The 14,736-nt window shown below is 54.4% G+C and carries 14 protein-coding genes; 1 reads left to right on the top strand and 13 read right to left on the bottom strand.

Annotated features, from left to right (window positions below):
• Positions 1-46: 46 nt before the first annotated feature.
• The 4 genes from FYJ60_RS08035 to FYJ60_RS08020 form a co-directional block, all read right to left on the bottom strand.
• On the bottom strand, positions 47-961 hold the full coding sequence (locus FYJ60_RS08035; RefSeq protein ID WP_154458161.1) for a dihydroorotate dehydrogenase: 915 nt from the start codon (positions 959-961) through the stop codon (positions 47-49).
• Positions 958-1,743: a dihydroorotate dehydrogenase electron transfer subunit gene (locus tag FYJ60_RS08030; protein WP_154458160.1), complete on the bottom strand. Its 786-nt coding sequence runs from the start codon at positions 1,741-1,743 to the stop codon at positions 958-960. Before FYJ60_RS08030 ends, FYJ60_RS08035 begins: the two co-directional genes overlap by 4 nt.
• Positions 1,744-1,962: 219 nt before the next feature.
• Positions 1,963-2,880 carry an orotidine-5'-phosphate decarboxylase gene (gene pyrF, locus FYJ60_RS08025; RefSeq protein ID WP_154458159.1) on the bottom strand — a complete coding sequence of 306 codons (918 nt, stop codon included), beginning with the start codon at positions 2,878-2,880 and terminating at the stop codon, positions 1,963-1,965.
• A gap of 90 nt (positions 2,881-2,970) precedes the next feature.
• Positions 2,971-4,323, bottom strand: coding sequence for a dihydroorotase (locus FYJ60_RS08020; protein WP_154458158.1), 1,353 nt, complete (start codon positions 4,321-4,323; stop codon positions 2,971-2,973).
• A 184-nt stretch (positions 4,324-4,507) separates the two neighbouring features.
• Between FYJ60_RS08020 and FYJ60_RS08015 the strand changes: the two genes are divergently transcribed.
• Complete coding sequence (locus tag FYJ60_RS08015) at positions 4,508-4,708, top strand: cold-shock protein (protein ID WP_154458157.1); 201 nt, start codon at positions 4,508-4,510, stop codon at positions 4,706-4,708.
• Between the two features lie 101 nt (positions 4,709-4,809).
• On the opposite strand, the gene FYJ60_RS08010 is transcribed toward FYJ60_RS08015, so the two are convergent.
• The 9 genes from FYJ60_RS08010 to recD2 form a co-directional block, all read right to left on the bottom strand.
• Positions 4,810-5,166, bottom strand: a complete 357-nt coding sequence (locus FYJ60_RS08010; protein WP_154458156.1) for a hypothetical protein — start codon at positions 5,164-5,166, stop codon at positions 4,810-4,812.
• Positions 5,167-5,296: 130 nt separating this feature from the next.
• Positions 5,297-7,123 carry a glutamine--fructose-6-phosphate transaminase (isomerizing) gene (gene glmS / locus FYJ60_RS08005; RefSeq protein WP_154458155.1) on the bottom strand — a complete coding sequence of 609 codons (1,827 nt, stop codon included), beginning with the start codon at positions 7,121-7,123 and terminating at the stop codon, positions 5,297-5,299.
• A 77-nt stretch (positions 7,124-7,200) separates the two neighbouring features.
• On the bottom strand, positions 7,201-7,512 hold the full coding sequence (locus FYJ60_RS08000) for an HPr family phosphocarrier protein (RefSeq protein ID WP_330579150.1): 312 nt from the start codon (positions 7,510-7,512) through the stop codon (positions 7,201-7,203).
• Positions 7,513-7,542: 30 nt separating this feature from the next.
• A complete protein-coding gene (locus tag FYJ60_RS07995; protein ID WP_154458154.1) occupies positions 7,543-8,868 on the bottom strand; it encodes a CdaR family protein in 1,326 nt (441 codons plus the stop codon).
• Positions 8,858-9,730, bottom strand: a complete 873-nt coding sequence (cdaA, locus tag FYJ60_RS07990; protein ID WP_330579149.1) for a diadenylate cyclase CdaA — start codon at positions 9,728-9,730, stop codon at positions 8,858-8,860. The genes FYJ60_RS07995 and cdaA overlap by 11 nt, the downstream gene beginning before the upstream one ends.
• A gap of 44 nt (positions 9,731-9,774) precedes the next feature.
• Positions 9,775-11,058 (bottom strand): hypothetical protein, encoded by a 1,284-nt coding sequence (locus FYJ60_RS07985; RefSeq protein WP_154458153.1) that lies wholly within the window; start codon positions 11,056-11,058, stop codon positions 9,775-9,777.
• Entirely contained in the window at positions 11,051-11,491 is a 441-nt protein-coding gene (locus tag FYJ60_RS07980; RefSeq protein WP_154458152.1) for a hypothetical protein, read from the bottom strand. The genes FYJ60_RS07985 and FYJ60_RS07980 overlap by 8 nt, the downstream gene beginning before the upstream one ends.
• 75 nt (positions 11,492-11,566) lie before the next feature.
• Positions 11,567-12,475 (bottom strand): ComF family protein, encoded by a 909-nt coding sequence (locus FYJ60_RS07975; protein WP_154458151.1) that lies wholly within the window; start codon positions 12,473-12,475, stop codon positions 11,567-11,569.
• Positions 12,472-14,715 carry an SF1B family DNA helicase RecD2 gene (gene recD2, locus FYJ60_RS07970; protein ID WP_154458150.1) on the bottom strand — a complete coding sequence of 748 codons (2,244 nt, stop codon included), beginning with the start codon at positions 14,713-14,715 and terminating at the stop codon, positions 12,472-12,474. Before recD2 ends, FYJ60_RS07975 begins: the two co-directional genes overlap by 4 nt.
• Positions 14,716-14,736: the final 21 nt, after the last annotated feature.

Below are 14,736 nucleotides of genomic sequence, written 5' to 3'. Positions count from 1 at the left end.
TGTGCTGTTGTATTCTTCTGCCTCTCTGCGGGATAGTTTTCTTCTCTTACCGCACCGCTCCGATGAGCTCCCGGATGCTGTCTATCTTCTGCTCCTGCAGATAGCGCTCCAGCCCGTCCGCAATCTTCACTGTGGCCTCCGGGTCGTAGAAGTTTGCTGTTCCGACCGAAACCGCCGTGGCACCTGCCAGAATAAATTCCAGGGCATCCTCCGCCGAGGCAATTCCCCCCATGCCGATCACCGGAATCTGAACCGCCTGTGCCGTCTGGTAGACCATCCGGACAGCGACCGGCTTAACCGCCGGGCCGGACATGCCCCCTGTCCGGTTGGCCAGGACGAAGGTCCTGCGGTTCACATCAATCTTCATCCCCGTAAGGGTATTGATCAGAGAAACCGCGTCCGCTCCTCCGGCCTCCGCCGCCCTGGCGATCTCGGCGATGTCTGTGACATTGGGACTCAGCTTCATGATCAGCGGCTGCTTTGCGTGGCATTTTAATTCCCTGGTGATATTCTCCACTCCCCGCGGGTTTGTGCCAAAGGTAATCCCCCCGGCCTTTACATTGGGACAGGAGATATTGATTTCCAGAAGATCCACCGGCTCATCCGCCAGCCGGTCCACCACCCGCACATATTCCTGTTCCGTATGGCCGCAGACATTAACGACAATTTTCGTATCAAACTGCTTCAGATAGGGGATATCCCTCCGGCAGAACACCTCCACTCCGGGATTCTGCAGACCGATGGCATTCAGCATGCCCCCGTATACCTCTGCGACCCTCGGAACCGGATTGCCCTCCCAGGGCACATCGGAGACGCCTTTGGTAACCACTGCCCCCAGCCGGTTGAGATCGACAAAATCGCTGTATTCCACCCCGCTTCCGAATGTTCCGGAAGCAGTCATAACCGGATTCTTCAGCTCCACTCCGGCGATTGTTACCGTAAGATCCTTTTCCGTATTCATAATTTCACCTCGCCTGCCTCGAATACCGGCCCGTCCTTGCAGACCCGTCTGTTTTTCACATGGGAATGGCTGTCTACCTCTGTTGTCTCGCAGACGCAGGCAAGACAGGCGCCGATCCCGCAGGCCATCCTCTCCTCCATGGACAGATAGCAGGGAATACTGTTTTTTTCCGCATACTCCTTCAGCGCACGCAGCATCGGCCGCGGCCCGCAGGCAAAAATAAGATCCGCGGAAAGCCCGTTTTCCCGGATGGCATCCAGTACATTTCCCCTTGTGCCCACGCTTCCGTCCTCCGTGGCAGCGATGACTGTCCCGTACGGCTCGAATTCCGCCCGGAGAAAGGTTTCCGCATCTCTCCATCCGAGGACGCTCTCCACCTGTGCTTTATCCGCCAGCACGCGCGCGGTTTCCAGCATGGGCGGGATGCCGATTCCGCCCCCGATCAGAAACACCTTTTTTCCTTCCGCCATCTCCAGCGGAAAACCGTTGCCCAGCGGTCCCATGACTTCTATGGTATCTCCGGCCTTCCGTTCCGCAATCTGCGCCGTCCCGGTCTGTTTCCCCGTAACGCGGTAGACCAGCCGGATGGTTCCTTTTTCCGCGTCAATCCCGCACAGGCTGATCGGCCTCGGCAGCAGACGGCTCCTGTCCCCGCAGAACAGGCTGACAAACTGCCCCGCCCCGGCCTGCTCCGCGATCTCCGGGACATCCAGCGTCATGTCATAAATTCCGTCCGCAATTTTTTTATTTTCTAAGACAGGAGCCGTTATTTTTTTCTTCATATCCGCCGTCTCTCCTCTTTTTCTGTCCGTCTGTCCCGACGGCTTTCCCTGGTGATGCCTCTCCACCGGCCGTATTCATCTTTTGCACACCCGGCAGCCGCAGCACGGCAGGTGTTTTTCCTTCTCCGCGCAGGTCTTCAGCTCACTGCCGGTGTTCTCCCTTATCCGGGCGGCGTGCAGCCTCAAAACTGCCGCCGTCCTCCTGCGGGGTACAGATTCTTACAGGATGCTTCGGATATCCCCGATCATGTCGAGAACTGCCTGCCGGCTCGCATCCGCATAGTTTTCCGGACCGAATTTCTGATATTTTTCATTTTTCCAGGCACAGATGATTCCTCTGGAAGAATTGACAACTGCTCCAAGCCCGTCCTTATTAAAGAACGGCTTCAAATCTTCCGCCGTGCCTCCCTGGGCGCCGTAGCCGGGCACGAGAATGTAGGCCTTCGGCATGATTTTCCGGAGAACCCTTCCCATTTCCGGATAGGTTGCTCCCACAACAGCACCCACATAGCTGTACTCCTCACCGCAGAAGCTCTCGCCCCAGGACGCGACCTTTTCCCCTACCAGTTCATAGAGCGGGCGGCCGTCCACCAGCTGGTCCTGGAATTCCCCGCTGGAAGGATTGGATGTCTTGACCAGGACAAAAATCCCCTTTTTATGCTCTCTGCAGACCTGCAGGAACGGTTCGATGCCGTCGCTGCCCAGGTAGGGGTTGACAGTGGCAAAATCCTCATGAAACCCTTCCAGGCTTCTGCTCCCCACCTGGACGCTTCCCAGATGGCCCGCGGCGTAAGCCGCGGAGGTAGAGCCGATGTCACCTCTCTTGATATCCCCGATGACCAGCAATCCCTTGGACTGGCAGTAGGAAACGGTTTTTTCAAACGCCGCCATTCCCGGCACCCCAAACTGCTCATACATGGCTGCCTGCGGCTTTACTCCGGGAATCAGGTCACAGGTAGCGTCCACAATCGCCTTATTAAACTGCCAGACGGCCTCCGCCGCCCCCTCCAGCGTCTCTCCGTATTCCTGAAACGCCTTCTTCTGCACCTGTTCCGGCACATAGGAAAGCATGGGGTCCAGTCCCACGACAACCGGCGCCTGAAGCTTTTTGATCCGGTTAACCAGCCTGTCTATCATCTTCTGTCTCCTTTATCTCTGTTTTTCCTTTTCTCTGTCTCTCTGTTTTGCTGCGCTCCGAAACCCGCGCCGGTCTGCGTTTCTGCAACTTCAGCCATACAGCCTTCCATCACGGTAAACGATTTTTCCCCCGCAGATGGTAACTCTGACCCGGCCGGAGACCTTCATTCCGTCAAAGGGAGTATTCCGCCCGCGCGAATAGAATTTTCCCGCGTCAATGCAATACTCCTCTTCCGGATTGATAATCGTGACATCGGCCGCCTTCCCCGCCTCCAGGGAACCTCTGTCCTCCAGATGCAGCAGGCGTGCCGGGTTCCCGCTCAGCTTCTCCGCCATCTGCAGCGGCGTCAGAATGCCCTTTTTCACGAGCTGCGTGACTGTCAGCGGCACACAGGTCTCCAGGCCGACAATGCCAAAGGGCGCCCGGTCCATGGGCTGCTGTTTTTCCTCCGCCGTGTGGGGCGCATGATCGGTGCTGATCACCTCAAAGGTTCCGTCCGCCAGCCCCTGGAGAAGCGCTTCCCTGTCCTCCCCCGTCCGGAGGGGCGGATTCATCTTGTAATTGGTATCTCCCGGAATCCGGTCCGCGCTTGTAAGTGTAAAATGATGCGGGCAGACCTCGCCGCTGACAGAAAAGCCCTGCTCCTTTGCCCGCTTCAGCATCTGATAGCTGAGTTTCGTGGAGCAATGGCACAGGTGCAGCTGCGCCCCGGTTTCTCCCGCCAGAAGAATATCCCGTGCCGCTATCACATCCTCCACGGAATTGGATATTCCCTTCAGGTGCTCTTTCCTGGAAAAGCTGTCCTCGTTCACACATCCTCCGTTTACCAGAGCGGCATCCTCACAGTGATCCAGAAAAGGCAGATGCAGCTCCGCGGCAATTTCCATTGCCTCCCTGCAGAGCCTGGCATTCATGACGGAACGGCCGTCCTCGCTGATCGCCGGAATCCCGTGTGCAGCCATGCCCCGGATATCCGAAAGCTCCTCGCCTTTCAGCCCTTTGGTGACAGAACCGGCCTGCAGGACATGAACCGGCGCGACATGCGCTGCCTTATTCCGCACATAATCCACGCGGTCCGGGGAATCGATCGTCGGCCTTGTGTTCGGCATAGCCACAATGGTGGTAAATCCCCCTGCGGCGGCGGCCCTGGACCCGCTGGAGACATCCTCCTTCCAGGTTTGTCCGGGATCCCGCAGATGAACATGCATGTCAATCAGTCCGGGCATGACATAGCAGCCGGAAGCATCCAGAACCACCGTATCTTCCGGCAGCGAAACTGTTCCGGAATTCTTTTTCCCCCGGACGCGCGTTTCGTCTTTTGTTCCCGCAGGACTGCCCGGCAGTTCCGCGATCACACCGTCCTTCAGAAAAAGATCGCCGACCTCATCTCTTCCGACTGCCGGATCCAGAATTCTTCCGTTTTTTATTAAAATAGAACTCATAAATTATCCCTTCTTTTCTTACCCCACAGTATAATGGAAGGGCAGGCGCTTTTCAAGAACAGGGTCTGCGGCCCCGCAGATGATGCGCAGAATGTCCAGAAATCTCTTGACAATTTAGCCAGAAAATGACTATACTTAACACAGTTTTTTTAACACTTTTACGCAAGTATGGAGGTACTTCAAAATGAACAAGGGAACTGTTAAATGGTTCAAAGCTGAGAAGGGATACGGTTTCATCACCGGAGAGGATGGACAGGATGTATTTGTACATTTCTCTGCTATCCAGGGTGACGGATACAAGACCCTTACAGACGGCCAGGAAGTGACCTATGACCTTGTAGAAGGCAAAAAGGGAATGCAGGCTGCCAATGTTGTTAAGCTTTGATCATTTTTTCTGATAAAAGAAAGCGGTAATACAGCTTTAACTCAGCATTTCACAAAAGAGCGGGCCATACAGCCCGCTCTTTTCTGTTCTTTTCCGAATGATCAGGACGCAGATACCACAGAGTCCGTGTTTGCTTCCTGCGCGGAGGAAGACGCCGTAACCGACTCGCCGGACTGGTCCGAAGAGGCGGCAACCGTACCGGCACTCTGTGCCTCGCTCAGCTTCTGGTTATACTCATCCACAGCGTCCAGATGCAGCTCTGTCGTTACGTTCGCCGCACTGGCTTCTTCGTTCGCTGTTACGTTGTGATAAACTGCCACACTGAACCAGCCGATCAATACCACCAGAACCGCCAGCGTGCCGAAAATTTCAAGCCGGCGTACCCATTTCTCCTTTTTCATGATTTTCTGACGGTTTTTCTTTTCCTTCTTGTATGCGTCAACCTTTTCCTGACTCATGATACCTGACTCCTTCTCCAGTTGAATTTCCGGGCTCCCTGCAAAGCCCCGGTCCGGATTCCGGCATTTTACGGAATCCGGTTACAGGGAATAAGTATATCTGATAATTGTGAAATTGAAAAGTCCTGTCTTACTCTACCGTTACGGACTTTGCAAGATTCCTCGGCTTATCGGGATCCAGTCCCCTTCCGATGGACACATAATACCCGAACAGCTGCAGGGGGATAATCGCGAGAGAATTCGCGAAATACGGATTCGTCTCAGGAATATAGATGACATAATCAGCCACCTTTTCCACCTCTGTATTTCCCACGGTGGTGACCGCCATGACAAATGCCCCCCGGCTCTTCACTTCCACCACGTTGCTGAGCGTCTTCTTAAACAGCTGCGGCTGCGTCATAACGGCGACAACCAGACGCCCGTCTTCAATCAGGCTGATGGTCCCGTGCTTCAGCTCTCCGGCCGCGTATGCCTCGGAATGGATATAAGAAATTTCCTTCAGCTTCAGCGAACCCTCCAGAGAAATGGCATAGTCTATTCCGCGCCCGATGAAAAATACATGTTCGGCAGCCAGATAGCGGTTCGCGAATTTCTGAATGCTGGTCTGGTGGCTGAGCAGCATGGAAATCTGTTCCGGAAGCTGCTTCAGGTCCTCAATCATTCCGGCCGTCTGGTCAGCACTGATCTTTCCTCTGACCTCCGCGAAATGAATACTGAGAAGATAGAGCGCAATCAGCTGCGTACTGTACGCCTTGGTCGTCGCAACGGCAATCTCCGGCCCGGCCCAGGTGTACATGACGTTATCTGCCTCCCTGGCGATAGAGCTTCCCACGACATTAATAATACCCAGCGTGGCAATTCCCCTGCTTTTTGCTTCGCGGAGCGCGGCAAGGGAATCCGCCGTCTCCCCGGACTGGCTGATCACAATGACAAGCGTGCCCTCTTCCAGAATCGGATTCCGGTAGCGGAACTCGGATGCCAGATCCACCTCTACTGGGATACGCGCCAGTCCTTCCATGACGTATTTTCCGGTCACTCCCGTATGATAGGCAGATCCGCAGGCTACGATAAATATTTTTTTCACCGCGCGTATCTGTTCGTCCGTCATATTCAGCTCGTCTATGACGATCTTCCCATCCTTGATCCTGGGACTGAGCGTATCGGAGACAGCCTTCGGCTCCTCGTTCATCTCCTTCAGCATGAAGTGCGGATAGCCTTCCTTTTCCGCCGCGTGGATATCCCAGTCGATCTTGCGGGGCTCCTTCTGCACTTCGTCCCCGTCGATATTATAGAAATGGATTTCCCCGCCCTTCAGATGGGCGATCTCCTCATTCTGCAGATAGTAGACCGTTCTTGTATATTTCAGTATGGCCGGCACATCGGAGGCGATAAAGCCGGCGTTCTCGGCCGCCCCGACAATCAGAGGGCTGTCTTTTCTGGCCGCAAAAATCTCTCCGGGACAGTCCGCGAACAGAATTCCCAGCGCATAGGAGCCTTCCAGGCGGCTGAGAACCGTGGTAATGGTCTCCAGCGGATTCCCCTTATAATAATAATCCAGAAGATGGACAATCACCTCTGTATCTGTATCAGAGACAAATTCGTAGCCCTTTTTCATCAGATACTTCTTGTAATACAGATAATTCTCGATAATGCCGTTATGGACAACCGCAATCGTCTTGTCCTTGTTGGTATGCGGATGCGCGTTGCATACCGACGGCTCCCCGTGCGTCGCCCAGCGGGTATGCCCGATTCCGCAGGTTCCCGGAAGCGTGGAGCCTCCGTGTGTCTGATTATACAGCACCTCCAGATGGCCGACTGCCTTGGCGACATTTATTTTTTTTCCGTCATACACCGCCAGTCCCGCAGAATCATAGCCGCGGTATTCCAGCTTCTCCAGCCCGTCCAGAAGAATGGGCGCCGCCTGTGTCTCCCCGGTAAATCCAACTATTCCACACATACGAACTGATCTCCTTTGTAAAAGTATCCTTGCGGATTATTGCGCGTTTCGTGCTCCCGCAATCCTCCCGAAACGGATCAGCAGGACTGCTCCATCTCGTCAAAAAGCTTCAGGATCTCCCTGGCCGCCTCTTCCTCATCCGGTCCGTCACAGCAGACGGCAATGGTCTCTCCCCGCCCGATGCAGGCCGCAAGAATGCCAAGGACGCTTTTCGCATTCGCGGTACAGAGCGCTCCCTCTCTGCTGTACTCCAGGGTGATCCTGCTCTGAAAACGGACCGCCTCCTCGCACAGCTTTCCGGCCGGCCGCAGATGAAGTCCCATGGGATCTGTGATTTTTACTGTCTTCCTGATCATCGCCTGCTTCTCACATCCCTTTTCCTGATTCACGGCTCCCTCTGCCGGGGAGTCCGCAGGGCGTCAGCCGGCCGCGGATGACGGGGTTTCCGTCGCGGTAGGCGTCGCTTTCGCTTTTACATGCACCTTCATATTTACCGGCTCGGACAGACTTACCCCTGTCGGAAGAGATACATTCAGGGTGACATCCATATCCCCCTCCTCCAGATTTCTGGCGTCTATCGAGACTTTTATGTCACTGGCCGTCATGGCATCCACCACACTCTTCGTGCCTGTCACAATAACGGCCACCGTTGTCTGATCGTAAGAGATGCTCAGGCTGTCGCTCAGATCATCCACCTCGATGTTGTCTACATCAATCGAAAACTCCCGGCTTCCGTCTGAAAGAACCTGTATGGTCACGGAAACTGTGCCGGAGGTATTTTCCGCGACACGCATGTTGTCGGGCAGAATATCCGCCAGGTTGATTTCCGCGGTGACATCCGAGGATGCGCCGCTGACCGAAATCATGTCCGCGGGTATGGTCAGCTTGTTTCCCTCCGCCCCGAGCTCGGCTACCGCCTCGTCGTCTCCTACCAGCGTTACGGTCTGGGGCGTCGTGGAGACAGAATTTACATTGTACCCCTTTGCAGGCGTCCCCGAATACTGCACATCCAGAGTCACCCCGGACACCTTTTTCCAGAGTTCCACATAGACCGTTACATCCGGCACGCCTCCGTCAAAGGTCAGGTCATCCGCGATTGTCTCTTCGGACAGCTGTTTTCCGCTGGTATCCGAGATAACCAGCGTCGCGGCCTTCGTCCCGTTCTGGGTCATTCCTGTAACATCAATCTTTGCGACAACCGTATCAATGCTGTCTACAATGGACGCAGCTCCCGTAATCACCACTTTTTCCGGATTCGGCGTTGTCGTGCCGACCTCATAATTTGTTCCGGGCTCCGAATCCCCGACATCCACCGTAACCGGGAACTCCCTGCTGTCCACCGTCTCGATGGTGATCGGTATTGCCTGTCTGGAAAGTGTAATATTGGAAGCGGAAATCCCCGGACACGACGCGGACAGCGGAACCATGACCGGATCCGTATCCATGTCCACAATCTGTGTCAGATCCGCCGTAACCGTAATATCCTCCGCGCTGATATTCTTCAGGACAGAACGGTTGCCCTTCAGATAAACCGTTACCGTCTTATAGCTGTCATCAATATGGTACACCTGCTTCCCGTTGGAAATATAGGAGTCATTTTCCACCGTGATCTTTACACTGTAGGACTCCGTCTCCACCGGGTCGTTGACATCTACAACCACATACCAGATCACAACCGCAATCAGGACAGAGAGCAGTTTAAGACCCAGATTTTCCTTCAGTTTAGCTAGAAATCTAGATCCCATTCCGTTTCCTCCCCTTTTTCAGGATTCTGGCACTGTCGTCATAGATCTTCTGAGCCTCCTGAAGCGCCCGGCGCAGTTCACTGGGCGACACAGCCGCGTGGAGTCTTCCGCTCTGCGCGTAGGAAACAGCCCCCGTTTCCTCCGAGACAATGAGGACAAAGCAGTCACTCTGCTCGCTGATGCCGACACCGGCACGGTGACGGGTTCCCAGCTTTTTGCTCAGATCCATGTTGTCAGAAAGAGGCAGGTAGCAGGTTGCCGCCGCAATCCGGTTCTCGCGAATAATGACCGCGCCGTCATGCAGCGGTGTGTTATGTTCAAAAATATTCACAAGGAGCTGGCTGGAGACCACAGCGTCCAGGGGAATCCCGGTATTCTCATACTCGTAGAGATGAGTTTCCCTCTCCAGGACGATAAGGGCTCCTGTCTTAACCTCGCTCATCTCAAAGCAGGCCCTTACCAGCTCACTGACGGTATGGTCGCTGAAGCGCTTGTTTTCCTCCGGGGAGCGGTTGATCGCCATCAGCGAATTCACAAAATTGCTGTGTCCCATCTGCTCCAGCGCTTTTCGCAGCTCCGGCTGGAAAATAATGACAACCGCTGTAAACGCCACAACACTCAGGTTGCCCATCAGCCATACAATAACCTCCATATTCAGAAGGTTGGCAAGCACCACAAAGGCCAGAATAAACAGAATTCCCCGCAGGAGCGTATATGCCCTGGTATTTTTCATCCAGAGAATCATACGGTAGACCAGCCAGGCAATCAGCGCGATCTGTACGATATCAATCACCTGTATGGTCTTTGGCGGCTTCAGCCAGGATAATACATTGATTTGCAGCCACCCAAGTACAGCGTCCACCGTATTACCACTCCTTTCCTGAGAGAATTCTGCAATTCCACGTCTTAATCTTTTCCGGATCCCTCCTGATTCCTGTCAGAAGATGCCGTTTTCTTCTGCGCCCGCATAGAGGCTTCCAGACGTTCACGGAACTGATCGATGGTTTCTTCCTCCCTCGGCTTCTTATGGATTTCCGTAAGCTGAATCGTCTCTCCGCCAATATCCGGCTTTTTCCCCAGCGTTTTTCCTCTGTTTTCCTGGCTGATCCAGGACTCGATCTGCTCTTCCGAAGGCATCCGGATTGTTTTTTCCGCCTCCGGGCCGCGGACAGCGCCGAAATGCCGGTCCTCAACGGTCAGGCCGTCGTCCTCCGTCTCCTGTGTGTCATCATCCAGAAAAGAGTTGTCCTCTCCTTCCCCGTCTTCCGCGTCCTCGTCCTCCCGGAAGGATTTCTTTCTGGGAAGGACCTTGGGGATAACCTTGACCTTATAGTAGTATTTATCATCCTCAAACTCCAGGTACTCGCTTCCCGCGTAATCCGGGAAATAGAAAAACAGCTTGAGGACCAGACAGACAGCCAGAGAGAGGACCGCTCCAGCCACCAGCGTGACAATGTCTGTTCCCATTCCCAGAATAAAGGATCCGGCGATATTCAGAAACAAATAGAGAATGGTTCCGACAACAATGGCCGTCTCCCAGGAGTAAACCGTAATCAGCCTCCGGATGACCATGACCGCCAGCATCACGACGACAAAGGTAATCAGCTGCATAATGATTTCCTGAGAAAGCAGCTTCTGCGGCATCGCCTCCAGGACATCCAGCAGATTTGATGTGCCGGAAGCGGTATTCTTCATCGGCTCAATATCCGTCTTCACCACATGGATGAACTCGTAAGAGATCAGCCCGCACACAACAGAGATGGTGGATAAAGGCCCGCGGAGCAGCCCCGCCCCGATCGGAACAGCCGCCGGCATATGCAGCCGGAAGGCCACCGGCGTAAGAAGCAGGATCAGGGAATCCCTGGAATTAAACCGGAAGTACAGAATAATCATGATCAGGTAGATAATCAGCGCGAAACCGCCGACCTCCACGCCCAGCCCGAAGCAGTGCGCAATAATCAAAAGGACACCGATCACTACCGTTCCGTTAACCGGCAGGATCGAACAGATCACAGCCAGAATCACAATGACGAACAGACTGTTCAGGATGGTCAGATAGCCCAGCTCATTGTTGATGGACATGAAAATAATCAGCGCCAGCGCGAATTTCAGCAGCGGCCGGATATACACATCATAGTTCGCGTACAGCTCTTTCACCTGTTCGCGGAAATTTGCCAAAGCGTTATTCATCTCGATTTTTTCTCCCCCAGTTTTTGCGGATCGTGTCGAGCTGTTCCTCGTCCTTGTACATTTTGTACAGCCTGCGCAGCTGTCTCTGATATTCGGCCATCCTTGCCTGCGCGCGGACATAGCGGAGCTTTGCCCTCGTGTATGAAATGACCGAAAACACGCCCAGCACGATCAGATAGACAATAATGACCACAGCCAGCATCGGCCTGAAATTCAGGTCGTTCAGATTGGCCAGAAGAAAATTCATGTTATACATGGCAAACAGCACAAGCGCCAGAATATAGGCAACTGTAGTAAGAACAAAATTACCCAGAAGCGACATGGCAATATAGTCATTCTGATAGGTCCTGCTGATGCGGAGCGCCTTATCCCTGTTTTTATTTTCAAACCGGGCAAGGCTGATCATCTGATACAGCCGTTTTTCATCAATCATAGGAAATCCCCTTCCGTTCCGGCTGTGGCCGGCATGTGGATTTATTCTAGCACACTTCCTTCTGTTACGAAAGTATTAATCCATGCTGGCACAGGCGGCATACACCTCCTGCGCCCCGGATTCGTACAGGGTACGAGCAAGCTCGTCCACCGTTGCCCCGGTGGTAAAAATATCATCGACAATCAGCACACGGGCAGGCATCCGGGTTCCTGCCCGGACCTGAAACGCCCCCTGCAGGTTTCTGCGGCGCATCCGACCCGTCAGCTCCTTCTGCGGCTTTGTATTCTTTACGCGGCAGACGCCGTCCTCCTCCACGGGAACATGAATTTCTTTTCCCAGGACCCGCGCAATCTCCGCGGCCTGATTGTAGCCTCTTCTGCGCTCTCTGGACGGATGAACCGGAACAGGAACCAGCAGCTGCACGTTCCACTGCTCCAGCCAGGGCTGTCCGTAGACAGCCAGCGCCTTTCCGAAAAACCGGGCATACTCGGCCCGGTTCCCGTATTTCAGGCGCATCAGGGACTGACGGATCTCGCCCCGGTAAAGAAACGGCGCGAATCCCTGCACAAAGGCATGCGGCACGGCCTTGCATTTCGGACAGAATTCCGCCGACTCTTCCGGCAGCAGGATTTCCCTGCAGCCCTGCCCGGAATTTTTCTCCTTCCTGAAATCAGCGCCGCGCTCCTGTCCCTCTCGGAAACCCCTGTCAGAGGCCTGGTCTTCCCGGGATTCCGCGCCGTACTCCTGCTGCTCCGCAAGAGGGGCTCCGCACTTCATACACACCGGTCCCCGGATAAACCGCACCTTCCCGGCGCATTTCCTGCAGAGAAAGGGTTCCCCGCCTGACAGGATTCCGTCACAAAGCGGACACCTTCTGGGATACACCGCAGACAGAATCCGTTCCCGGATTCTTCCCCCTGCTCTTTCTGCTGTTTTTTCTGCTGTCTTTCCTGCAGTTTTTCTTCCTTCGTCCTGTCTGGTCACTCTTCTCCTCTTATCTGTTCCGAACCGATTTCCCGGATTCTTTCCGCGAGAGTCGTATAACGGTTTTCTTCCGTCGGATTGGCAACCATCTCCCGAAAAATCTCCGCGCTGCCAACCAGGACCACACATTTTCTTGCGCGGGTGACCGCTGTGTAGATCAGGTTTCTGGTCATCAGCATGTGCGGCACTCCCAGCAGCGGGATGACGACTGCCGGAAATTCGCTTCCCTGTGCCTTATGAACCGTGGTGGCATAGGCCAGTTCCAGCTCATCCAGCTGCTTAAACGTGTAGTCGACCATTTTGCTGTCTTCAAATTCAACCGTTAAGGTTTCCAGCTGCGGGCTGATTGTCCGAATCATACCGGTGTCTCCGTTAAACACGCCGGTTCCTCTCTGGGCGACAATGCCGTATCTGCCGCGAATCTCCCACTCCAGCTGGTAGTCATTCCGGATCTGCATGACCTTGTCCCCTTCCCGGAAACAAGTGTCTCCCGTTATTTTCTCTGTTTTTCCGGGAGCCGGAGGATTCAGGTATTTCTGCAGAAAGGCATTCAGTTTTTCTACTCCCAGCTCCCCCTTCCGCATGGGAGAGAGCACCTGGATGTCGGATATCTCGGATCCGGTATATCTCGGAAGCTTGTCGCTGACCAGCGAAAGAAGAATCCGCTTGATTACAAGTACATCGTTTCTCTGAAGAAAAAAGAAATCCCGGCTTTTATTGTCCAGTGAAATACTCTGGCCGGCGTGGATCCGGTGCGCATTGACAATAATATCGCTCTCCTGTGCCTGACGGAAAATATGCTGCAGCGTAATAACAGGAAATGCCCCGGAACGGATTATATCGCGCAGCACACTGCCGGGTCCTACGCTGGGAAGCTGGTTGCGGTCGCCTACCAAGATCAGCCTGGTACCGGGAACAACTGCAGAGAGGAGGGCATGCATCAGATAAATGTCCACCATGGACATCTCATCAATAATAATGACATCCGCCTCCAGCGGATTTTCCGCGTTCCGCTCAAACCGGGCGGGTTCTTCCTGATCCTCCTCGACCATCCCGCCGTTCACCTCCAGCATCCGGTGAATGGTGGAAGCCTCGCAGCCGGTGGCCTCCGTCATACGCTTGGCCGCCCGCCCTGTGGGCGCCGCGAGCAGGATAGAAAGATTCTCCGCTTCAAAATAACGGATCATGGTATTTATGGTAGTCGTCTTTCCCGTCCCCGGTCCCCCGGTCAGTATGAGGAGGCCGTTCTGCGCCGCCGCGGCCACTGCCTTTTTCTGCATCTCATCCAGACGGATTTTATCCTGCTTCTCAATACCTGCAATCCGTTCCTCAATTCTCCGCGAATCCTCGCCGGTCCTCAGGTTCAGATCCTGCAGCATTCTGGCCGTATTCAATTCAAGAAAATAATTCTGATAAGTGTATACCAAGACGTCCTGTCCCTGTGTTTTCAGGGTCAGCTTTTTTTCGATGACAAGATCCGTCAGATATTTTTCCATCTGTCCGGCATCCGTCCCCAGAAGATCAGAAGCGCGCCGCAGCAGCTCTTCCTTTGGCAGATACAGGTGCCCCTGCGCGGAGGCTTCCCGAAGTGTAAAGTACAGGCCGCTCCGGATCCGGAACTCCGAATCCGCGCGGATGCCGACCTTTCCGGCAATCTCATCCGCAATCTTAAATCCCACTCCCCGGATGTCTTCCGCCAGCTTGTACGGATTTTCCCGAAGTACCTGATACAGTCTGTCCTGATACTGGTTATAGATTTTTACGCCGAGGCTGAGAGAAACCCCATACTGTGATAAGAAAATCAGTGCATTCTGCATCTGCGCTTTTTCTTCCACCTGTCCGGCGATTTCCTGCGCCTTTCTCTCGCTGATCCCCTTAACCTCGGACAGCCGCTCCGGCTCCTCCTCCATAATCCGGAGTGTATCATCGCCGAATTTTTTAAGAATCCGGGCGGCCAGTGCCGGCCCGACTCCCTTGATGGCGCCGCTTCCCAGGTAACGCTCCAGCGCGGCGCCGCCGGAAGGAACGGTGACCTCGCAGTGAGAGGCCCGGAACTGCCTGCCGTACGTGGGATGCACCGTGTACTCTCCCTCGGCACGCATATACTCCCCCTCATTCACCGAAGGGGCCGTGCCGAGAACCGTCACTTCCTCGTCCCGCATGCTGAGATTCAGCACGGTATAGCCATTTTCCTCATTCCGGAAAATGATGTGTTCAATATAGCCCTCTACTTTATCCATAAGCCTTCCTGCAGCCCCATC

It is taken from the genome of Bilifractor porci (assembly GCF_009696005.1).
GTDB classification, from domain to species: domain Bacteria; phylum Bacillota; class Clostridia; order Lachnospirales; family Lachnospiraceae; genus Bilifractor; species Bilifractor porci.
This window is presented reverse-complemented; position numbering and strand designations above follow the sequence as displayed.